Origin of the sequence: Kineosporia sp. NBRC 101677 (assembly GCF_030269265.1) — a bacterium.
In the GTDB taxonomy this organism is placed as follows: domain Bacteria; phylum Actinomycetota; class Actinomycetes; order Actinomycetales; family Kineosporiaceae; genus Kineosporia; species Kineosporia rhizophila.
On the sequence record NZ_BSTA01000002.1, the window covers coordinates 202,341 to 218,876 of the forward strand.

Annotated in this window: 14 protein-coding genes; 7 read left to right on the forward strand and 7 right to left on the reverse strand. The window is 70.8% G+C overall.

Going from position 1 to position 16,536, the window contains the following annotated elements; translation table 11 throughout:
- Nucleotides 1-335 precede the first annotated feature (335 nt).
- On the reverse strand, nucleotides 336-1,550 hold the full coding sequence (lhgD, locus tag QSK18_RS06440) for an L-2-hydroxyglutarate dehydrogenase (protein WP_232810207.1): 1,215 nt from the start codon (nucleotides 1,548-1,550) through the stop codon (nucleotides 336-338).
- Nucleotides 1,551-1,757: 207 nt separating this feature from the next.
- Between lhgD and QSK18_RS06445 the strand changes: the two genes are divergently transcribed.
- Nucleotides 1,758-2,630, forward strand: coding sequence for a polysaccharide deacetylase family protein (locus QSK18_RS06445; RefSeq protein WP_285617151.1), 873 nt, complete (start codon nucleotides 1,758-1,760; stop codon nucleotides 2,628-2,630).
- A gap of 112 nt (nucleotides 2,631-2,742) precedes the next feature.
- Here the strand turns inward: QSK18_RS06445 and QSK18_RS06450 are convergent, their stop codons facing one another.
- Together QSK18_RS06450 and QSK18_RS06455 are read right to left on the reverse strand one after the other, a co-directional pair.
- Nucleotides 2,743-4,176 (reverse strand): glycosyltransferase, encoded by a 1,434-nt coding sequence (locus QSK18_RS06450; protein ID WP_285617153.1) that lies wholly within the window; start codon nucleotides 4,174-4,176, stop codon nucleotides 2,743-2,745.
- A gap of 66 nt (nucleotides 4,177-4,242) precedes the next feature.
- Entirely contained in the window at nucleotides 4,243-5,712 is a 1,470-nt protein-coding gene (locus QSK18_RS06455) for a dihydrolipoyl dehydrogenase family protein (RefSeq protein WP_285617155.1), read from the reverse strand.
- Nucleotides 5,713-5,812: 100 nt separating this feature from the next.
- Here QSK18_RS06455 and QSK18_RS06460 point away from each other — a divergent pair, with 100 nt between their 5' ends.
- Entirely contained in the window at nucleotides 5,813-6,142 is a 330-nt protein-coding gene (locus QSK18_RS06460) for a hypothetical protein (protein WP_232810203.1), read from the forward strand.
- A 9-nt stretch (nucleotides 6,143-6,151) separates the two neighbouring features.
- Here QSK18_RS06460 and QSK18_RS06465 read toward each other — a convergent pair whose 3' ends face one another.
- Nucleotides 6,152-7,027 carry an SDR family NAD(P)-dependent oxidoreductase gene (locus QSK18_RS06465; RefSeq protein ID WP_232810202.1) on the reverse strand — a complete coding sequence of 292 codons (876 nt, stop codon included), beginning with the start codon at nucleotides 7,025-7,027 and terminating at the stop codon, nucleotides 6,152-6,154.
- A gap of 240 nt (nucleotides 7,028-7,267) precedes the next feature.
- Here QSK18_RS06465 and QSK18_RS06470 point away from each other — a divergent pair, with 240 nt between their 5' ends.
- On the forward strand, nucleotides 7,268-9,817 hold the full coding sequence (locus tag QSK18_RS06470; protein ID WP_285617160.1) for a bifunctional FO biosynthesis protein CofGH: 2,550 nt from the start codon (nucleotides 7,268-7,270) through the stop codon (nucleotides 9,815-9,817).
- Between the two features lie 61 nt (nucleotides 9,818-9,878).
- Here QSK18_RS06470 and QSK18_RS06475 read toward each other — a convergent pair whose 3' ends face one another.
- Nucleotides 9,879-10,565, reverse strand: a complete 687-nt coding sequence (locus QSK18_RS06475; RefSeq protein ID WP_269809939.1) for a uracil-DNA glycosylase — start codon at nucleotides 10,563-10,565, stop codon at nucleotides 9,879-9,881.
- A 30-nt stretch (nucleotides 10,566-10,595) separates the two neighbouring features.
- Here QSK18_RS06475 and QSK18_RS06480 point away from each other — a divergent pair, with 30 nt between their 5' ends.
- The 3 genes from QSK18_RS06480 (at nucleotide 10,596) to QSK18_RS06490 (ending at nucleotide 13,066) form a co-directional block, all read left to right on the forward strand.
- The gene (locus tag QSK18_RS06480; RefSeq protein ID WP_285617163.1) at nucleotides 10,596-11,948 is read left to right on the forward strand and encodes a pyridoxal phosphate-dependent decarboxylase family protein; all 1,353 of its coding nucleotides are present in this window, start codon (nucleotides 10,596-10,598) and stop codon (nucleotides 11,946-11,948) included.
- Nucleotides 11,949-11,984: 36 nt separating this feature from the next.
- Nucleotides 11,985-12,266: a DUF3263 domain-containing protein gene (locus tag QSK18_RS06485; RefSeq protein ID WP_232810198.1), complete on the forward strand. Its 282-nt coding sequence runs from the start codon at nucleotides 11,985-11,987 to the stop codon at nucleotides 12,264-12,266.
- Nucleotides 12,267-12,409: 143 nt separating this feature from the next.
- Nucleotides 12,410-13,066: a LytR C-terminal domain-containing protein gene (locus QSK18_RS06490; RefSeq protein ID WP_285617165.1), complete on the forward strand. Its 657-nt coding sequence runs from the start codon at nucleotides 12,410-12,412 to the stop codon at nucleotides 13,064-13,066.
- A 96-nt stretch (nucleotides 13,067-13,162) separates the two neighbouring features.
- Here QSK18_RS06490 and QSK18_RS06495 read toward each other — a convergent pair whose 3' ends face one another.
- The gene (locus QSK18_RS06495) at nucleotides 13,163-13,591 is read right to left on the reverse strand and encodes a hypothetical protein (protein WP_285617167.1); all 429 of its coding nucleotides are present in this window, start codon (nucleotides 13,589-13,591) and stop codon (nucleotides 13,163-13,165) included.
- Between the two features lie 383 nt (nucleotides 13,592-13,974).
- On the opposite strand from QSK18_RS06495, the gene QSK18_RS06500 reads away from it, so the two are divergent.
- Nucleotides 13,975-14,181: a cold-shock protein gene (locus QSK18_RS06500; protein WP_214153400.1), complete on the forward strand. Its 207-nt coding sequence runs from the start codon at nucleotides 13,975-13,977 to the stop codon at nucleotides 14,179-14,181.
- Between the two features lie 292 nt (nucleotides 14,182-14,473).
- Here QSK18_RS06500 and QSK18_RS06505 read toward each other — a convergent pair whose 3' ends face one another.
- A complete protein-coding gene (locus QSK18_RS06505; RefSeq protein ID WP_232810195.1) occupies nucleotides 14,474-16,381 on the reverse strand; it encodes a bifunctional 3'-5' exonuclease/DNA polymerase in 1,908 nt (635 codons plus the stop codon).
- Nucleotides 16,382-16,536 lie beyond the last annotated feature (155 nt).

Sequence of the window (16,536 nt, forward strand, 5' to 3'; positions counted from 1 at the left end):
ACAGCAAGTAGTCACTGACGTAACTCCAGTGGCCAAACCGGGCATTCCGAAACGGAACATTCAGACTTTTACCCGCGTAGCCGTTGATCCTGACCACTGGTGGAACTATGGCTGATCGGACGAGGTTCGGATCCGCGTTCAGCCGAGCCGCAGGTGCCCAGGTGGAACGACAGCGGCACTGCTGCCCCCCGGGGCGTAAGCATTCCATGGCCCCGGACCGGATGTGTCCGAGCCGCCCAAGAAAGCAGCAACAATCCGGATAATCGCACGTTTCGTGACAGGCTGTGAGGCTCGCGCGGCGCGCGGCCCCACAGCCCGGGACTCACCGGTGAACGTCAGGCGACGTTCGAGACCATCAGGTCGCGCAGCTCGTCGGTGATGTACTCGGCGATCGCCAGCGAGCTGGTCGCGGCCGGCGAGGGCGCGTTGCGCACCGCCATCACCTTGTCCAGCTTGGAGATCCGGAAGTCGTCGACCAGCGAACCGTCCCGGTCGACCGCCTGGGCGCGCACCCCGGCCTGGGCCTTGACCAGGTCGGCGGCCTGGATCTCGGGCACGTACTGCTGGGCGAAGCGCACGTACAGCTTCTTGCTCAGCGAGCCGGCCATCTCGCCCGCGCCCATCCGCCAGTGCTGGGCGGCGAGCTTGCGGAAGCCCGGCCACTTCAGGGTCTCGAACAGCTCCGAGGCCTTGAACGTGCCGTTGGTGTATCCCTCGCGGGCGAAGGCCAGGACCGCGTTCGGGCCCAGGTCCACGCCGCCGTGCACGCGCTTGGTGTAGTGCACGCCGAGGAACGGGTAGTCCGGGTTGGGCACCGGGTAGATCAGGCCCTTGACCATGTGCGTGCGCTCGGGCAGGAGCTGGAAGTACTCGCCGCGGAAGGGCACGATCGCCGGGCCCGCGTCGTCGCCGGCCCAGGTGGCGACCTTGTCGGACTGCAGGCCGGCGCACACCACCAGGCGGTCGAAGACCTTGGTGCGGCCGTTCGACTTCACCTGGACCTTGCCGTTGTACTGGGTGATCCCGTCGACCGGGAAGTTGAACTCGATGGTGCCGCCGGCCGCCCGCACGTCGTCGGCGTAAGCGTCGGTCACCGCGACGTAGTCGGTGATCGCGGTGTGCGGGGAGTGCAGGGCCGCGACCCCGGCCGCGTACGGCTCGATCTCGCGCAGGCCGACGTTGTCCAGCCAGGCCACGTCGGGCACGCCGTTCTTGGCGGCCTTCTCCTGGATCTTCTTCAGACCCGCGACCTCGGCGTCGTTGATCGCCACGACCAGCTTGCCGCACTCGTCGTAGGGGAGCTTCTTCTCCTGCGTGTACTCCTTCAGGAGGTCGACACCCCGACGGCAGAGCGTGGCCTTCAGGGAGCCCGGCGTGTAGTAGAGCCCGGCGTGCACCACGCCGCTGTTGTGCCCGGTCTGGTGGACCGCGGGACGGTCCTCCTTCTCCAGGACGGTGATCTGGGTGCCGGGGTAGACCTCGGTGATCCGACGGGCGACGGCGAGACCGACGATTCCGGCGCCGATGACGCCGACGTGCTGAACGGACATCTAGGGATCCTCCGAATTCAAAGAGAAGCCGAGAGTATCCAGACACCGAGGGTGCTGATGACCGGGACGGGGCCTCGGTGACCGGAACGGTGTACTCGGCGGCTCTTCGTGAACCATTTGCCGCGCCTCGGGCACCGGATTGCTCCGAGCGGTCGCTCAGGGTGAGGTTGCATGAATTCGGGCGGCCCGGGTGGGTAGGTTGGCCTCATGACTGAGGCCCCCGTCCGGACCGCCCCCGCTGCGCGGCGGCCCCTGCTGGATCTTTCCGCCAAGCTCGTACGCCGCGGCTACGTCTGCGCCTACGAGGAGGGCGAGCGCGCGCTGCCCGAGCCGGACGACGTGCTCACCTACGGGCGCCCGGCGCTGCTGGCGGTGAGCACGGTGGCCTGTGTCGCCACCGACGACAAGGTGGTCAGCCTGACCTACGACGACGGCCCCGACCCGTCGTACACCCCGCAGGTGCTCGAGGCGCTGGCCCAGTACAAGGTCCGGGCCACCTTCTTCGTCCTGGTCGAGCAGGCCGAGAAGCACCCCGACCTGGTGCGCCGGATCATCGCCGAGGGCCACGAGGTCGCCCTGCACGGCATCGACCACACCCGGCTCAGCGCGCTGCCGCTGCAGGAGGCGGTCGGCCGGATCCGCGACGGCAAGCGCCGGCTGGAGCGCATCACCGGCCGCAAGGTCCTGCTGTTCCGCCCCACCTACGGCGCCCAGACGGTGGCCCAGTACCTGGCCACCCGGGCCCTGGGCATGGAGGTCGTGGTCTGGTCGGCCTGGGCCCGCGACTGGGACGGCTCGGACGCCGGCACGATCGCCCAGCGCGCGATCGGCTCGCTGCACAAGGGCGGGTTCCTGCTGCTGCACGACTACTCCGGCGACGGGGTCGGTGCCCCCGACCCGGAGACCGGTGAGGGTCTCGACCGGGGCGAGGCGACCCGGCTGCTGCTGGCCGGCATGAAGCGCCGCAAGTTCACCTCGCGCACGGTGAGCGAACTGCTGGCCCAGTACCCCGCGGTGCGCACGGTGTGGGCCGAGAAGCGTGACCCGAACCGCCTGACCGGAATGCCCGCCGCCAACTGATTCCGACTGAAGACTGGGGGTACCTCCCGGAGCCGGAGGCGATGGGGGACGGTGGGCCTGTACGAAAGGGACGTCGCCCGTGCGGGCGGCGTCCCTTTCGTACAGAAGGCGGTCAGAACCGGGGCAGCTGGATCGGCCGGGTCTCCGGCGCGATCGGCCGGGCGAGCCCGAAGATCTCGTCGTAGCGGCGGCGCACCACCACCGGCGAGTACTGGGTGTCCCAGGCCGTCCGGGCGGCTGCCGACAGCTGCTGGTTGCGCACCGGATCGGTGGCCCGGACCATCGCCGCGGCCAGTTCTTCGGGCGTCTCGCCGATCAGCAGCCCGCTGGTCTCGCCGCCCTCGATGCCCTGCACCCCGGCCCGGGTGGCGACCACCGGCAGGGCCCGGGCCAGCGCCTCCAGCACCTTGATCTTCACCCCGCTGCCGGTGCGCAGCGGTGACAGCAGCGCGGCGCTGCCGTTCAGCACTGTGTCCAGGTCGTCGACCCAGCCCAGGAAGCGGACCCGGTCGCCCCAGGCTTCGCCCGAGGGCAGACCCGCGTCGGTGCCGGAACCGACCACGTTGACCACCGCGTCCGGCAGGGCCTGCAGCACCTGCTCGCGGCAGTTGGCCAGGAACCAGTCCAGCCCGTCGCGGTTCGGGGCGTAGTCGAAGCCACCGATGAAGGTGAACTCGGGGGCCCCGGTGTAGTGCCGCAGCCGGCTGCCGGACGGTTCGCGCAGCAGCGGGGGCAGGGTGCCGATGGTCGCGCCGGGCACCTTGGCCGCGAGCCGGTGGGTCTCCTCCGGGCTGATCAGGTAGGTGCCGTCGAAGTACTCGGGCTGACGTACCTCCGAGGCCGCCACCAGGTCCCGCTCCAGACGCAGCAGCGGCCGGTGCACCCGAGGGTTGGCCAGCAGCTTCTTGGCCGGGCCGGGCAGCAGCTTGGCGAACTCGCCGCCGGGGTTGCCGGTGGCGCTCTCCTCCTTGAGCATCGCGTCGTAGCGCTCGGAGAAGAGGTCGTCGGCGTAGAGGATGCGCCGCTTCACCTGGTGCCCGAACGACGAGCCGGGCCACAGCACCGAGCGGTCACGGGCGGTCTCGCCGCGCTCCAGCACGTACTGGCCCATCCGGACGGTGTCCCAGATCTCCAGGTCGGCCTCGATCTCGTTGATCACCGAGAAGATCCGGGTGCCGAGGTTGGCCGAGTGCAGCACGGCCTCCTGCAGCGGGTGACGGTAGCGGCCCCCGGCGTGCTCGCCCGCGGCCTGGCCCAGGCCGGCCGGGCGCAGTCGCGGCGGCAGGACCACGTTGGCCAGCACCGAGGCGGCCTGCTCCACCGTGCCCGGCTTGGTCAGCACGTGGCGGTGGTAGGGCACCCGCGGCCGGTCCACGTCGTCCCGGCCGACCAGCACCAGGTGCACGTTGTCCGGACCGAGCCGTTCGCACAGGTGGTCCAGGATGCCGCCGATCACCACCGGCTTGCCGTACCTGCGCGGTTCCGGCTCAGTCGCCGTGACGAAGACCGCGCTCGAGATCGTTCCGTCGTTCGTGCCCGCATCCATGTCAGAACCTTATCGGCGGGCGGCCGAACGGCAGCCGTGAATCCCCCGCTCCGGCCAGGTCCTGTCCTACCCGGCCGCCCGCAGCCGGGCCGCCAGCTCCAGGGCCGGCGTGCTGATCGCCTCGGCCCACGAGGGGAAGGCGTGCGGCTGGTCGGCCAGGGCCTGCACGCTGATCCCGGCGCGGACCGCCAGCGCCAGCTCGGCCGCCCAGGAGTCGGCCTCGGGCCCGATCGCGGCCGCCCCCAGCAGCACTCCCCGGTCGGCGTCGGCGATCAGTTCCAGCTCGGCCGGGCGCGGGTCGTCCGGCCCCAGAGACCGCTCCACCGCCGATCGGGTGGTGCCGTGCACGTCGAACCGGGCGCTGATCGTGCGCAGCCCGCGCTCCTCGGCGGTCCGGGTGGTCTCGCCCACGGCGAAGACGGCGGGGTCGGTGTAGACCACCCGCGGAGTGCCGGAGTGGTCGGCGTCGCGGCCGCGGCCCAGCAGTTCGTCGGCGACCACCCGGGCCTGGTAGTTGGCACCGTGCGTGTAGGGGTTGAGCGCGGTCACGTCGCCGATCGCGAAGACGTCGTCGAGCGAGCGGTCGCCTCCCTTGACGCGTAGCCGCATCCGGGCGTCCACCCGCAGTTCGCCCTTCTCACCGGGCTCCACCCCGAGGCTCTCCAGGCCCAGACCGTCGCTGTGCGGCCGTTTTCCCACCGCCACCAGCAGCCGCCGGGCGAGGATCTCGTCCTGCGGCGTGCGCAGCACGAGACCGGGGCCCGGCTCGGCCGGCCGCACCTCGGAGACCTCGACGCCGGTGCGCACTTCCACCCCGAGGCGGCGCAGCGCCCCGGCCATCGCCTCGCCCAGCCAGGGCTGCTCCCGCGGCAGCAGGGTCGGCGCCGACTGGAGCAGGGTGACCTGGGCGCCGAACGACGCGTACACCTCGGCCAGTTCGCAGCCGATCGGGCCACCGCCCAGGATCGCCAGCTGATCGGGCAGCTCGTCGCTGGAGAGGGCCTGGTCCGAGGTCCAGATGCCGGGGGCGTTCCGTTCCAGCCCCTCGATCGGCGGGATCGTCGCGTCCGCCCCGGTGGCCACCACCAGCGCCCGGGTCCAGCGCACGGTCGCCGTACCGTCCAGCAGCACCGCGCCGGGCGAGACCGTGGCCGAGGCCCGGACCAGCTCCACCCCGGCCTCGGTCATCCCCTCGACCGCCTTGGCGTCCGAGCGGTTCCAGACCGTCTTGTCGCGCACCGCCACTGCCCGGGCGAAGGCCACCCGGGCGGGCGAGGAGGAGCCCTGCCCCCGGCCGCGGTGCCGTCGGGCCGAGAGCAGCATCGACTTGGACGGCACGCAGGCCACGTAGGGGCACTCCCCGCCGACCCGGTGCTGCTCCACCGCCAGCACCCGCACCCCGCCCCGGGCCAGTTCACTGGCCAGCGGCTTGCCGGCCGAGCCGGTCCCGATGACGATCACCTCGTAGCTCGCGCCGTCGAGAGCCTTCGGTTCCGAGGCAGTTTCTGCCGCCTGGGCGCCATGGTTCGATGCCATGTCTGGCATATTGCCTGCGGCCTGATCACCCGGCACCTCGGACGGCGTCGGGCGGCTCACTCACGGATGCTTTTGATCAGCGCAGCGGTTACTTTGGGGCATGGCCGGTTTTCTCGGGAAAGTCACTGCGTTCGCCCGCTCTCCCCAGGGCAGGAAACTCATCCAGCAGGCCCAGGCCGCTGCCAAGGACCCGGCCACCCGGGCCAAGGTGCAGGCCCAGGCCCAGGAGCTGACCAAGAAGCTGAAGGATCCGGCGACCCGCGCCAAGGTGCAGGAGCAGGCCCGGGGCCTGAGCGGGCGCTTCAAGGACGGCAAGGGCAGGCCCGGTCCGACCGGCTCCGCCCAGCCGCAGCAGCCCCCGGCCGACGGGCCGGTCTACGGCACCCCGCCGAACGAGGCTCCGCGCTACGGGCAGCCCCCGCAGCAGTAAGGGCACGACCTAACCCATCGGCTCCGGGTCTCGGGAACCGCGGGCCTTCGTGTCCGCGCGTCCGCCCGGCCCGATGGGGGCCGAGGCCCGGGGCCCGGCCTGGGCCACGGCCGACTCGAAACGAGCGGCCGGCCCCCGGGCCATCCGGTGCACCAGACCGGGCAGCAGCCCCCGCACCGGCCGCAGCACCCGGATGAACGACTGGCCGTACACGTAGGGCGAGCGCCGCTCGATGCCCTCGACCAGGCGGGACACCGCCTTCTCGAGGTCGTGCAGGCGCAGCCCGCGGCCCGAGCGGCTGGCCGAGCGGCCCATGTCGGTGTCGGTGAACGACAGGTAGGCCACACCCCCGCCGACCCCGTGCACGGCCAGCTCGGTGCGCATCCCCAGGGCGAACGCCTCCACCCCGGCCTTGCTGGCCCCGTACGAGGTGATCATCGGCGTCGGGCTGAGCGCCGCCAGAGACGCGATCTGCAGGTAGTAGCCCTGGTTGCGGATCAGCAGGGGCAGGAAGGCCCGCAGCGTGCGGATGCTGCCCAGCAGGTTCACCTCGATCACCCGGTCGTAGGCCTCCGGCTCGGCCAGCAGCAGCGGGCTGCCCATCGCGATCCCGGCGTTGGCCACCAGCACGTCGACCCCCCGGAAGCGTTCCTGCACCCCGGCCACCGCGGCGGCCAGCTGCGCCGGATCGGTCACGTCGCACTCGAACCAGACCGCGTTGCGGCCGCAGCGCTCGGCCACGGCGGCCAGCTGCTCGGGCTCCAGGCCGAGCAGGGCGACGCGGGCGCCCCGGCCGGCCAGCTTCTCGGCCAGCGCGGCCCCGAGGCCTCGCGCCGCACCGGTGATGACCACGACCTTGCCGCCGATGGGCTGCGGGATGCGCATCGCGCCGAGTCTCCTCAGAGGGGTGGGGAGGCAGATCTTCCGAAGAAGGATGCTTCGCCGGGGCTGTCTGATACGCGAGCGCGTCCGTGGCTCGGCGAGAGATGGATCGGGCCCGGTCGGGAATGCGACGGGTGCCCGCGTAGATTCGCACGGGAGTGACCGAGCGGCACCCCGGCAGCACGGTCCGCACTCAGCCGTCCGCGCAGCGTAGCCGGGCCAGTCCTGCAGAAGGAGTCCTTCGTGCCTCAGACGCCGACCCCGTCCTCCGGCCCCGTGCCCACTGACTCGGCCTTCCGCCGGGCGTTGCGGCGGGCTGCGGACGGCGTCACCCTCAACGAGGCCGAGGCCGAGGTGCTGCTGCAGGCGCGGGGTGAGCACCTGGAACGGCTGCTGCACGCGGCCGGGGCGGTGCGCGACGCGGGGCTGGCCAACGCCGGTCGCGCAGGCCTGGTCACCTACTCCCGCAAGGTGTTCGTGCCGGTCACGCACCTGTGCAACGACCGCTGCCACTACTGCACCTTCGTCAAGACCCCCAAGCAGCTCGAACGTGAGGGCAAGGGGCTCTACATGACCCCCGACGAGGTGCTGCGGGTCGCCCGGCAGGGGGCCGCCCTGGGCTGCAAGGAAGTGCTCTTCACCCTCGGCGACCGCCCGGAAGACCGCTGGCCCGAAGCAAGGGAGTGGCTGGCCGAGGCGGGCTACTCGGACACCCTGGGGTACATCCGCTCGCTGGCCGTGCAGGTGCTCGAGGCCACCGGCATGCTGCCGCACCTCAACCCGGGAGTGATGTCCTGGCCGGACCTGGGCCGGGTCAAGCCGGTGTCGCCGAGCGTGGGCATGATGCTCGAGACCACCTCCCGCCACCTGTTCGAGACCCCCGGCCAGGCGCACTACGGCAGCCCGGACAAGGATCCGCAGGTCCGGCTGCGGGTGATCGAGGACGCGGGCCGGCTCAACATCCCGTTCACCACCGGGCTGCTGATCGGCATCGGGGAGAGCTTCGCCGACCGGGCCGAGTCGCTGTTCGCCCTGAAGCGGCTGGCCCGCGAGTACGGGCACATCCAGGAGACCATCATCCAGAACTTCCGGGCCAAGCCGAGAACGGCGATGCGCTCGGCCCCCGACGCCGAGGACGAGGAGTACCTGGCCGCGGTGGCCACGGCCCGGGTCGTGCTGGGCCCGCGGATGCGGATCCAGGTGCCGCCCAACCTTTCCGAGCCCGAGCAGCTCGGGCGTCTGCTGCAGGCCGGCGCCGACGACTGGGGCGGCGTCTCCCCGCTCACCCCCGACCACGTGAACCCCGAGCGCCCCTGGCCCCACCTCGACGACCTGGCCCGCTACAGCGAGCAGGCCGGGTTCGAGCTGACCGAGCGGCTGACCGTGCATCCGGAATACGCCCGGGTCGGCGAACCCTGGCTCGATCCACGGGTTTACGGCCACGTCAAGGCCCTGATGCTGGAGAACGGCCTGGCCAACCCGCGGGCCCTGGTCCGCGGAATGCCCTGGCAGGAGCCGGATCCCGACTGGGGCAGCAGCGGGCGCATCGACCTGAACGTCACGATCGACACCACCGGCCGCACCAGCGACCGGCGTGGTGACTTCGACGACGTCTACGGCGACTGGTCCGCACTGCGCGAGAAGGCCGTCCTGACCGGCGCTCCCGAACGCCTCGACGGGGACCTGAGCCAGGCGCTCTCGGTGGCCGCCGAGAACCCGCGCAAGCTCACCGAGAACCAGGCCGTACTGCTCGCCTACGCCGAGGGGGACGCCCTCAAGCAGCTCGCGAAGATCGCCGACGACCTGCGCCGCGAGGTGGTCGGCGACGACGTCACCTACATCGTCAACCGGAACATCAACTTCACCAACGTCTGCTACACCGGTTGTCGCTTCTGTGCCTTCGCCCAGCGTCGCCAGGACGACGACGCCTTCACCCTGTCGCTGGACGAGATCAAGAACCGGGTGCGCGAGGCCTGGGCGGTCGGCGCGACCGAGGTCTGCATGCAGGGCGGGATCGACCCGATGCTGCCCGCCACCGCCTACTTCGACATCGCCCGGGCGGTGAAGGAGGCGGTGCCGCAGATGCACATGCACGCCTACAGCCCGATGGAGGTGGTGAACGGCTCCACCCGCACCGGGCTGCCCGTCCGGGAATGGTTGCAGCAGGCGAAAGAGGCCGGACTGGACTCACTTCCGGGCACCGCGGCGGAGATTCTGGACGACGACGTGCGCTGGATCCTGACCAAGGGCAAGCTGCCCACCCGGGAGTGGATCGAGGTGGTCACCACCGCCCACCAGCTCGGCCTGCCCACCTCCTCGACCATGATGTACGGCCACGTGGACAACCCCTCGCACTGGGCCCGGCACCTGATGCTGCTGGGCCGGCTGCAGGAGCAGAGCATGGAACACGGCCAGGCCCGCTTCACCGAGTTCGTGGCGCTGCCCTTCGTGCACCAGAACGCCCCGATCTACCTGGCCGGGGTGGCCCGGCCGGGGCCCACGATGCGCGACAACCTGGTGGTGCACGCGCTCGCCAGAATCCTTCTGTACGGGCGGATCGACAACATCCAGACGTCGTGGGTCAAGCTCGGCGTGGAGGGCACCCGGGCGATGCTCCAGGCCGGCGCCAACGACGTGGGCGGCACCCTGATGGAGGAGACCATCTCGAGAATGGCCGGTTCGCAGTACGGTTCGCTGAAGACGGTCGAGGAGCTGGAAGACATCTCCGAGTACCTGGACCGCCCCGCCCGCCAGCGCACCACGCTGTACGGGTCGGTCGAACTACAGCACTGAGAAACTGATGACGCCGGTGGGCACCCGAGGTGCCCACCGGCGTCATCAGTTTCGGATCCCTCTACAGAGACCAGTCGATCGGCTCGGCGCCCAGGTCCTCGAGCTCGCTGTTGGCCCGGCTGAACGGCTTGGAGCCGAAGAAGCCGTTGTTGGCCGACAACGGGCTGGGGTGCGCGCTCTCGATCCGCGGGATGTCCTCCAGGGCCGGCGCCAGCGACCGGGCGTCCCGGCCCCAGAGGATGGCCACCAGCGGCTCGTCCCGTTCCACCAGGGCGTGGATGGCCTGCGCGGTGATGTCTTCCCAGCCCTTGCCACGGTGCGAGGCGGGCGCGCCCGGCGCGACCGTGAGCACCCGGTTCAGCAGCAGCACGCCCCGCTCGGCCCACTTCGACAGGTCGCCGTGCTTGGCCGGCTCGATGCCGAGGTCGTCGTGCAGTTCCTTGTAGATGTTGACCAGGCTGCGCGGCAGCGGCCGCACGTCGGGCGCCACCGAGAACGACAGGCCCACCGCATGCCCGGGCGTGGGGTACGGGTCCTGCCCCACGATCAGCACCCGCACCTCGTCGAGCGGCTGCTTGAACGCCCGCAGCACGTTCGGCCCGGCGGGCAGGTACGTCCTGCCCTCGGCGATCTCCTGCCGGAGGAAGTCGCCCATCTCGGCGATCTTGTCCTCGACCGGGGCGAGGGCGGCCGCCCATCCCGGGTCGATCTGGTCAGCGAGAGGTCGGCGCGTCACGCTGGCCGACATTAGCGCCCGGCGAACCTAGACTGCACCTCCGTGCATCGCTACGACGCCACCACCGAGGTCCTCGCCGAGGCCGTGATGAGCTATTCACGGGAACGGATGAGTATGGGAGACGTCCCGCTGGACGCCCCGCGCACCGCCGCCGAACTGCAGGCCCTGGTCGGGCAGACGATCACCGCGCAGGGGATGGGCGGGGAGAAGGCCCTGCGGCTGTTCGGCGACGTGCTGGCCCAGGCCTGCATCACCGTCGACCACCCGCGCTACCTCTCGTTCATCCCGTGCGCCCCGACCAAGGCCGCCACCCTGTTCGACCTGGTGGTGAGCGCCTCCAGCCTGTACGCGGGCACCTGGATGGAGGGTTCGGGCGCGGTCTACGCCGAGAACCAGGCGCTGGCCTGGCTCTCCGGGCTGGCCGGGCTGCCCGAGAGCGCCGGCGGGGTGTTCGTTCCGGGCGGTACCTACGGCAACCTGTCGGCGCTGGTCGCCGCGCGCTACCGGGCGCGCCAGCAGCGGGCCGCCGACCTACCGCGACGCTGGGCCATCGCGGGTACGGCGAACGCGCACTCGTCGATCGTCAGTGCCTGCGACGTGATGGACGTGGACTTCGTCGGCGTCCCGGTCGGCGAGGACGGAAGGCTGACCGGCACCGCGCTGCGCGAGACGCTGGCCCGGGCCGGGCACGACGGGGTCTTCGCGGTGGTGGCCACGGCCGGCACCACGAACCTCGGCATCGTCGACGACCTGGACTCGGTCGGGGCGGTCTGCGCCGAGCTGGGCCTGTGGTTCCACGTCGACGGTGCCTACGGGCTGGCCGGGCTGGCAGCACCGAGCGTGCGGCACCGGTTCGACGGCATCGAGCGGGCCGACTCGTTCGTGGTGGATCCGCACAAGTGGCTCTTCGCCCCGTTCGACTGCTGTGCCCTGGTCTACCGCGACCCGGCCCTGGCCCGGGCCGCCCACACCCAGCGGGCCGGCTACCTCGACGTGGTCACCGAGGGGGACGAGATCAACCCCTCCGACTACGCGGTCGGCCTGACCCGGCGGGCCCGCGGCCTGCCGTTCTGGTTCTCCCTGGCCACGCACGGGACGCAGGCCTACACCGATGCGGTCGAGCGCACGCTCACGGTGGCCCGCCACGCTGCGCAGAGCGTGCGCGAGCGGCCCCAGCTGGAACTGCTGCACGAGCCCGATCTGTCAGTGGTCTGCTTCCGGCGGGTGGGCTGGACCCCGCAGGACTACCGGGCCTGGTCGCAGCAGCTGCTGGCCCAGGACAAGGGGTTCGTGGTCTCGACCACCCACGCCGGCGAGACCTGCACCCGGCTGGCGGTGGTCAATCCGGAGACCACCGAGGCGGACATCGACCTCATTCTGGACAGCATGGTGTGAATGACACGCTCAGGGTCCGGTTCTAGAGTGAGCCGCATGGACACCGAGCCCGAGGCCGCCGGAGCAGGCCCGCTGACCGCCCGTGAGGCCGAGATCCTGGCCTTCGAGCGGCAGTGGTTCCGCTTCCCCGGGGCCAAGGAGCAGGCCATCCGCGAGTTGTTCGACCTGCCCGCGACCCGCTACTACCAGGTCCTGAATACGCTGATCGACCGACCCGAGGCTCTGGCGGCCGACCCTATGCTGGTGAAACGGCTGCGGCGCGTACGCCAGATGCGTCGCCGGAGCGGTTCCGCTCGGTCACTGGACGCTCACGGTTGAGCACCACAGTGCATCGGACGGGGCAGTCCGGGCCGATATCGCGGGCCGAGTTACCTCGTCGGGCCGGACCGGGTCGGTAGTCTCGGGCCGTCGGGCACCCCTGAACCGGGCGGTGCTCGTTCCATAGTTCTGGGAGTCATGCGATGACCGCCACGAGGCCTCCGGGCTACGACGACCGCTCCGCCGCCCCGGTGGAGGCGAGCCGCCGCGGTGCACACCGTGCGCGGCCGAAGGCGATTGCGGCCATCCTGCCGGTAGTCGCCGGGGTCGCCGTCGTGCTGCTGGTGATCGGTGCGGTCTACACGGTGGTGGGCGGTCGCGCCTCCGACGACAAGAGCGCCTCGACGGGCGCACTCGACGAGGGGGCGGACACGACCGCGGCCCCGAGCGCGTCGGCCGGTGAGGACAAGGGCGACGGCAAGGGCGACGGCAAGAACGACGACCAGGGTGCCGACGAGTCGAGCCCGGCCGCCGAGGAGAGCCAGGACACCGGTTCCGAGGGCGAGGGCGACGGCAGCAAGGTCGACAAGACCATCCCGTTGATCGTGCTCAACTCGCTGAGCGTCTCCGGCCTGGCCAAGCAGTTCCAGTCCGACCTCGAGGGCAAGGGCTGGTCGGTGGAGCGCACCGGCAACTCCAACAACAAGGACCTGCCGGTCACGACCATCTACTACGAGGGCGACGAGATGAAGCCCTCGGCCAACGCCGTGCGCAAGGCGCTGGGGCTGGGTGAGATCTCGGAGAGCTCCGAGGTCAACCCGGGCAAGATCACCGTCGTGCTCGGCGAAGACACCCAGTAACCCGTTCGGCCCAAAGGGGCACGACCGTTCACCGACAGAACCAGATTTCGGACGTCGGTGCTCGCCGACCGCGGTGCGTCCGCCTTCGGGTTCGCCTCAGTCGTGGGAAGACCCGTCCCGGCCGGGCTCCGCAGAGCCGGCCTCCGTCGGGTGGGCGCGGTGGATGTAACCCCCGTCGAGCAGCCCGGCCCGGCTCTCGAAGTGGTTACGCAGCGCGGGATCACCGGTGCGCGCCCAGCTGTAGAGCGAGGCCAGGCCGTAGGCCGGCAGGAACCCCAGCGGGCCCAGCCAGCGGGCGTACTGCCCGGCGTGGCGGGCCTCGTGGCGCAGCAGATTCGGTCTTCTGACCAGCGCCGATTCCGGTATCCCGAGCAGGACCACGTCGCCGATGGTCATCGCCCGCCCGCGCACCGGAAGCAGGCCGCTGCGGTAGTCCCAGGCCAGCAGGAGCCCGTACGGTCCGTGTTCGATCCGGGCCCGGCCGGCCCGGGCGAGAGCCAATCCGACAGGTGTTGAAAGGTTCATCCAATTCACTGCCCGACGGGTTCGGATCAACAGTGGACGGCTTGTCGGACCCCGACTCGGAGCCTCTACATAACCGCCCCGGCGACCCCGGGAACGCATCCCGGGTTCCGGTCCTACGCGCCGTCGCGGAGATCGCATGAGCTCAGCCTAAGTGCGGTTCACGAAGGTCGCTAAGAGTTGGTATCTCCCGCGTGCTCGATTCAGGCGCTACTGTAGGCATCGGTCGAACAGTTCGATGAGCAATGTCCTCTCCAGCTTCACGCCAGAGGCCCGCACGTTGGACCATCCCGGACCAGCCCTCCTGGGGGAGGTCCGGCGAGCGTGAGACCCGGCTCGTGTGCAGTGCTCGAGTCGCGCCGCAGTTACAGCAAGCAGGAGTAGGAATGGCTCAGGGAACCGTCAAGTGGTTCAACGCCGAAAAGGGTTATGGCTTCATCACCGTTGACGGTGGTGGCGCGGACGTCTTCGTCCACTGGTCGGCAATCCAGATGGACGGCTACCGCTCGCTCGACGAGGGTCAGCGGGTGGAGTTCGAGGTCGGTCAGGGCCAGAAGGGCCCGCAGGCCGAGGCCGTGCGCCCCGCCAGCTGATTCGTCTCTCGTGAGCCCCGCCGAGGGTTCGTGAACCGACTCGTCACCAAGGCCGTCCCCGGAACTTCACCGGGGACGGCCTTGTGTGTTTGCGCAGTTTTTACAATGCGGATAACGGCGGTGAAACAATTGCTGCCACCGGTTAACCGGAATTCGTGCGGCTCGGGCCGGGAAGGCTATTCCCGGGTTCGTCACCGGCCGAACCGGATATCGTCGTCCTGACGCATTCGACGGTCGGTGATTGGGGCGGCTACGACCGCTCCCCGTGGGATGCCAAGAATGCGACCGCTGGTTAATTCTTGTCGGCATAAGAGGCGATCGGTGCGGCCGCGAGTGGGATGCGAACACCGCGATCTCCGAGAACCAGAGCGGTGGCTTCTGCGCCACTGTCCACGACGGCCTGAACGGCGGCTTCGGCCAGTGCGGCGGGAACGTGCACGATCACTTCGTCATGCTGGAAGAACACCAGTTCTGCGGCGGGGGAGAGAGCACTCAGCCGGCGTCGTAGACCGGCCACCAATGCATTCGCCCAATCCGCGGCCGAGGCCTGGATGACGAAGTTGCGGGTGAACCGGCCCCGCGCCCGGGAACGGGCCAGAGCCTGCTCCAGCGGCACGTCCTGCCAGGTCGGATCCGGCGGCGGGCAGGTGCGGCCGAGCACTGACCGCACGATGCCCCCGTCCTCCCCGGTGCGCGCTGCGCGCTCCAGCAGCTCCAGTGCCTTCGGGAAGCGGCGCCGCAGCGCCACCATGGCCGGGGTGTTGGCCCGGGCTCCGTACATCGCCGCCAGCAGCCCGATCTTGGCCTCGTTCCGCGCCTCCGGCCGGCCCAGCGCCTGTCGGGCCAGAGCTGTGTACATGTCGGCGTCGGCGGTGGCGGCGAGCATGCCGCGGTCGCCGGAGAGCGCGGCCAGGATGCGCGGCTCCAGCTGCCCTGCGTCGGCCGCCACCAGCACACAGCCCGGCTCGGCCACCACGCAGGCCCGCATCACCTTGGGAATCTGCAGCGCCCCGCCCCCGGACGTGGCCCAGCGCCCGGTGACCACCCCACCGGGCACGTACTCCGGATGGAACCGCCCGTTGCGCACCCACTGGCCCTGCCACGACCAGCCGTGCGCCACGTGCAGCCGGGCCAGCTCCTTGTAACGCAGTAGGGGAGCCACCGCCGGGTGCTCCACCTCTTTCAGTTCCCAGGCCCGGGTGCTGGTCAGCAGCACCCCCTGCCGCTTGAACGCCTTGAGCACGTCGCCGGGGGAGTCGGGGTTCATCGCCGGCCCCGGCCCGGTGACCCCGGGCACCAGCAGCCGCGACACCTCCTCGGCCAGGGCCTGCAGCTTGGGCGGCCGCCCGTGGTGCTGAGGCCGCGGCCCGAGCAGATCGGTGAGCACCTCGTCGTGGATCCGGACGCTCCACGGCAGCCCGGCCCGCCCCATCTCGACCGCGGCCAGGCCGGCCGCCGACTCGGCCGCGACGAGCAGCGCGAAACCGGGGTGGGTACGGCGCACCCGAGCCACGTGCGCGACCTGGCCGGCATAGAGACGCTGCAGCTCGGCCAGGCCCTGCGGCGCCTCGCGGGTGGAGGGGAGTGGCGTCTGCTCCGTCACGAGGGATCCAAGAACAAGGTCATCTTGCGGGGCATCCAGATCCGGACCGTCTGTACCCACCCAGCGCCCGCCCGAGCTCTCGGTTCGCCCAACCTCCTCCTCGTGCCCTGCCGTATCGGGCCCACCTGTCGTCCCGACAACGCCCGCCCCACCCGCCGAACTGCCCGGCTCGTCACCGAACAGCGAGATCTGCTCCGACCGGCCGGCCGACTCGCGCACCACCGACTGCGGCGGCACGAACGCAGCCCCCTCGTAGGTGTTGAGCAGGTTCTGCGCCGCAGCCAGGTCATGACACCGCTGAACCCGCACGCCGGCCTCGAGCAGCGCCGGGTACACCTCGGCCGTGCGCCACCACACCCACCGGGGCGCGGCCTCGCGCTCCAGCGCGCTTACCCCCAAAGCCAGGTCGTCTACCCAGGTGACCTCCCCCGCCGCCTGGCCCACCGCGTCTATAGGTAGTAACTCGAAACCCGCCCCCGCCGGTGCCACCAGCACCCACCGCGCAAGCCCACGCGCGCCCGCGCCCGCATCAACCACCCCCGTGCCATCACCGCTGGTCACGCCGCCGTTGCCCGCACCACCCGCCACGACCCTCATGCTGCCAGCCGCCACCGACAGTCTTCGTCGCCGAAGGTGTTGCGCCCGCAGTGGAACTCCAGGAGAACGGTGCCCGGATCGGGCCCCGGAGGTTTGCACTCACCAGGGTCGAGTGCTAATCATTGGACTAGCACTCTCCGCGTGAGAGTGACAGC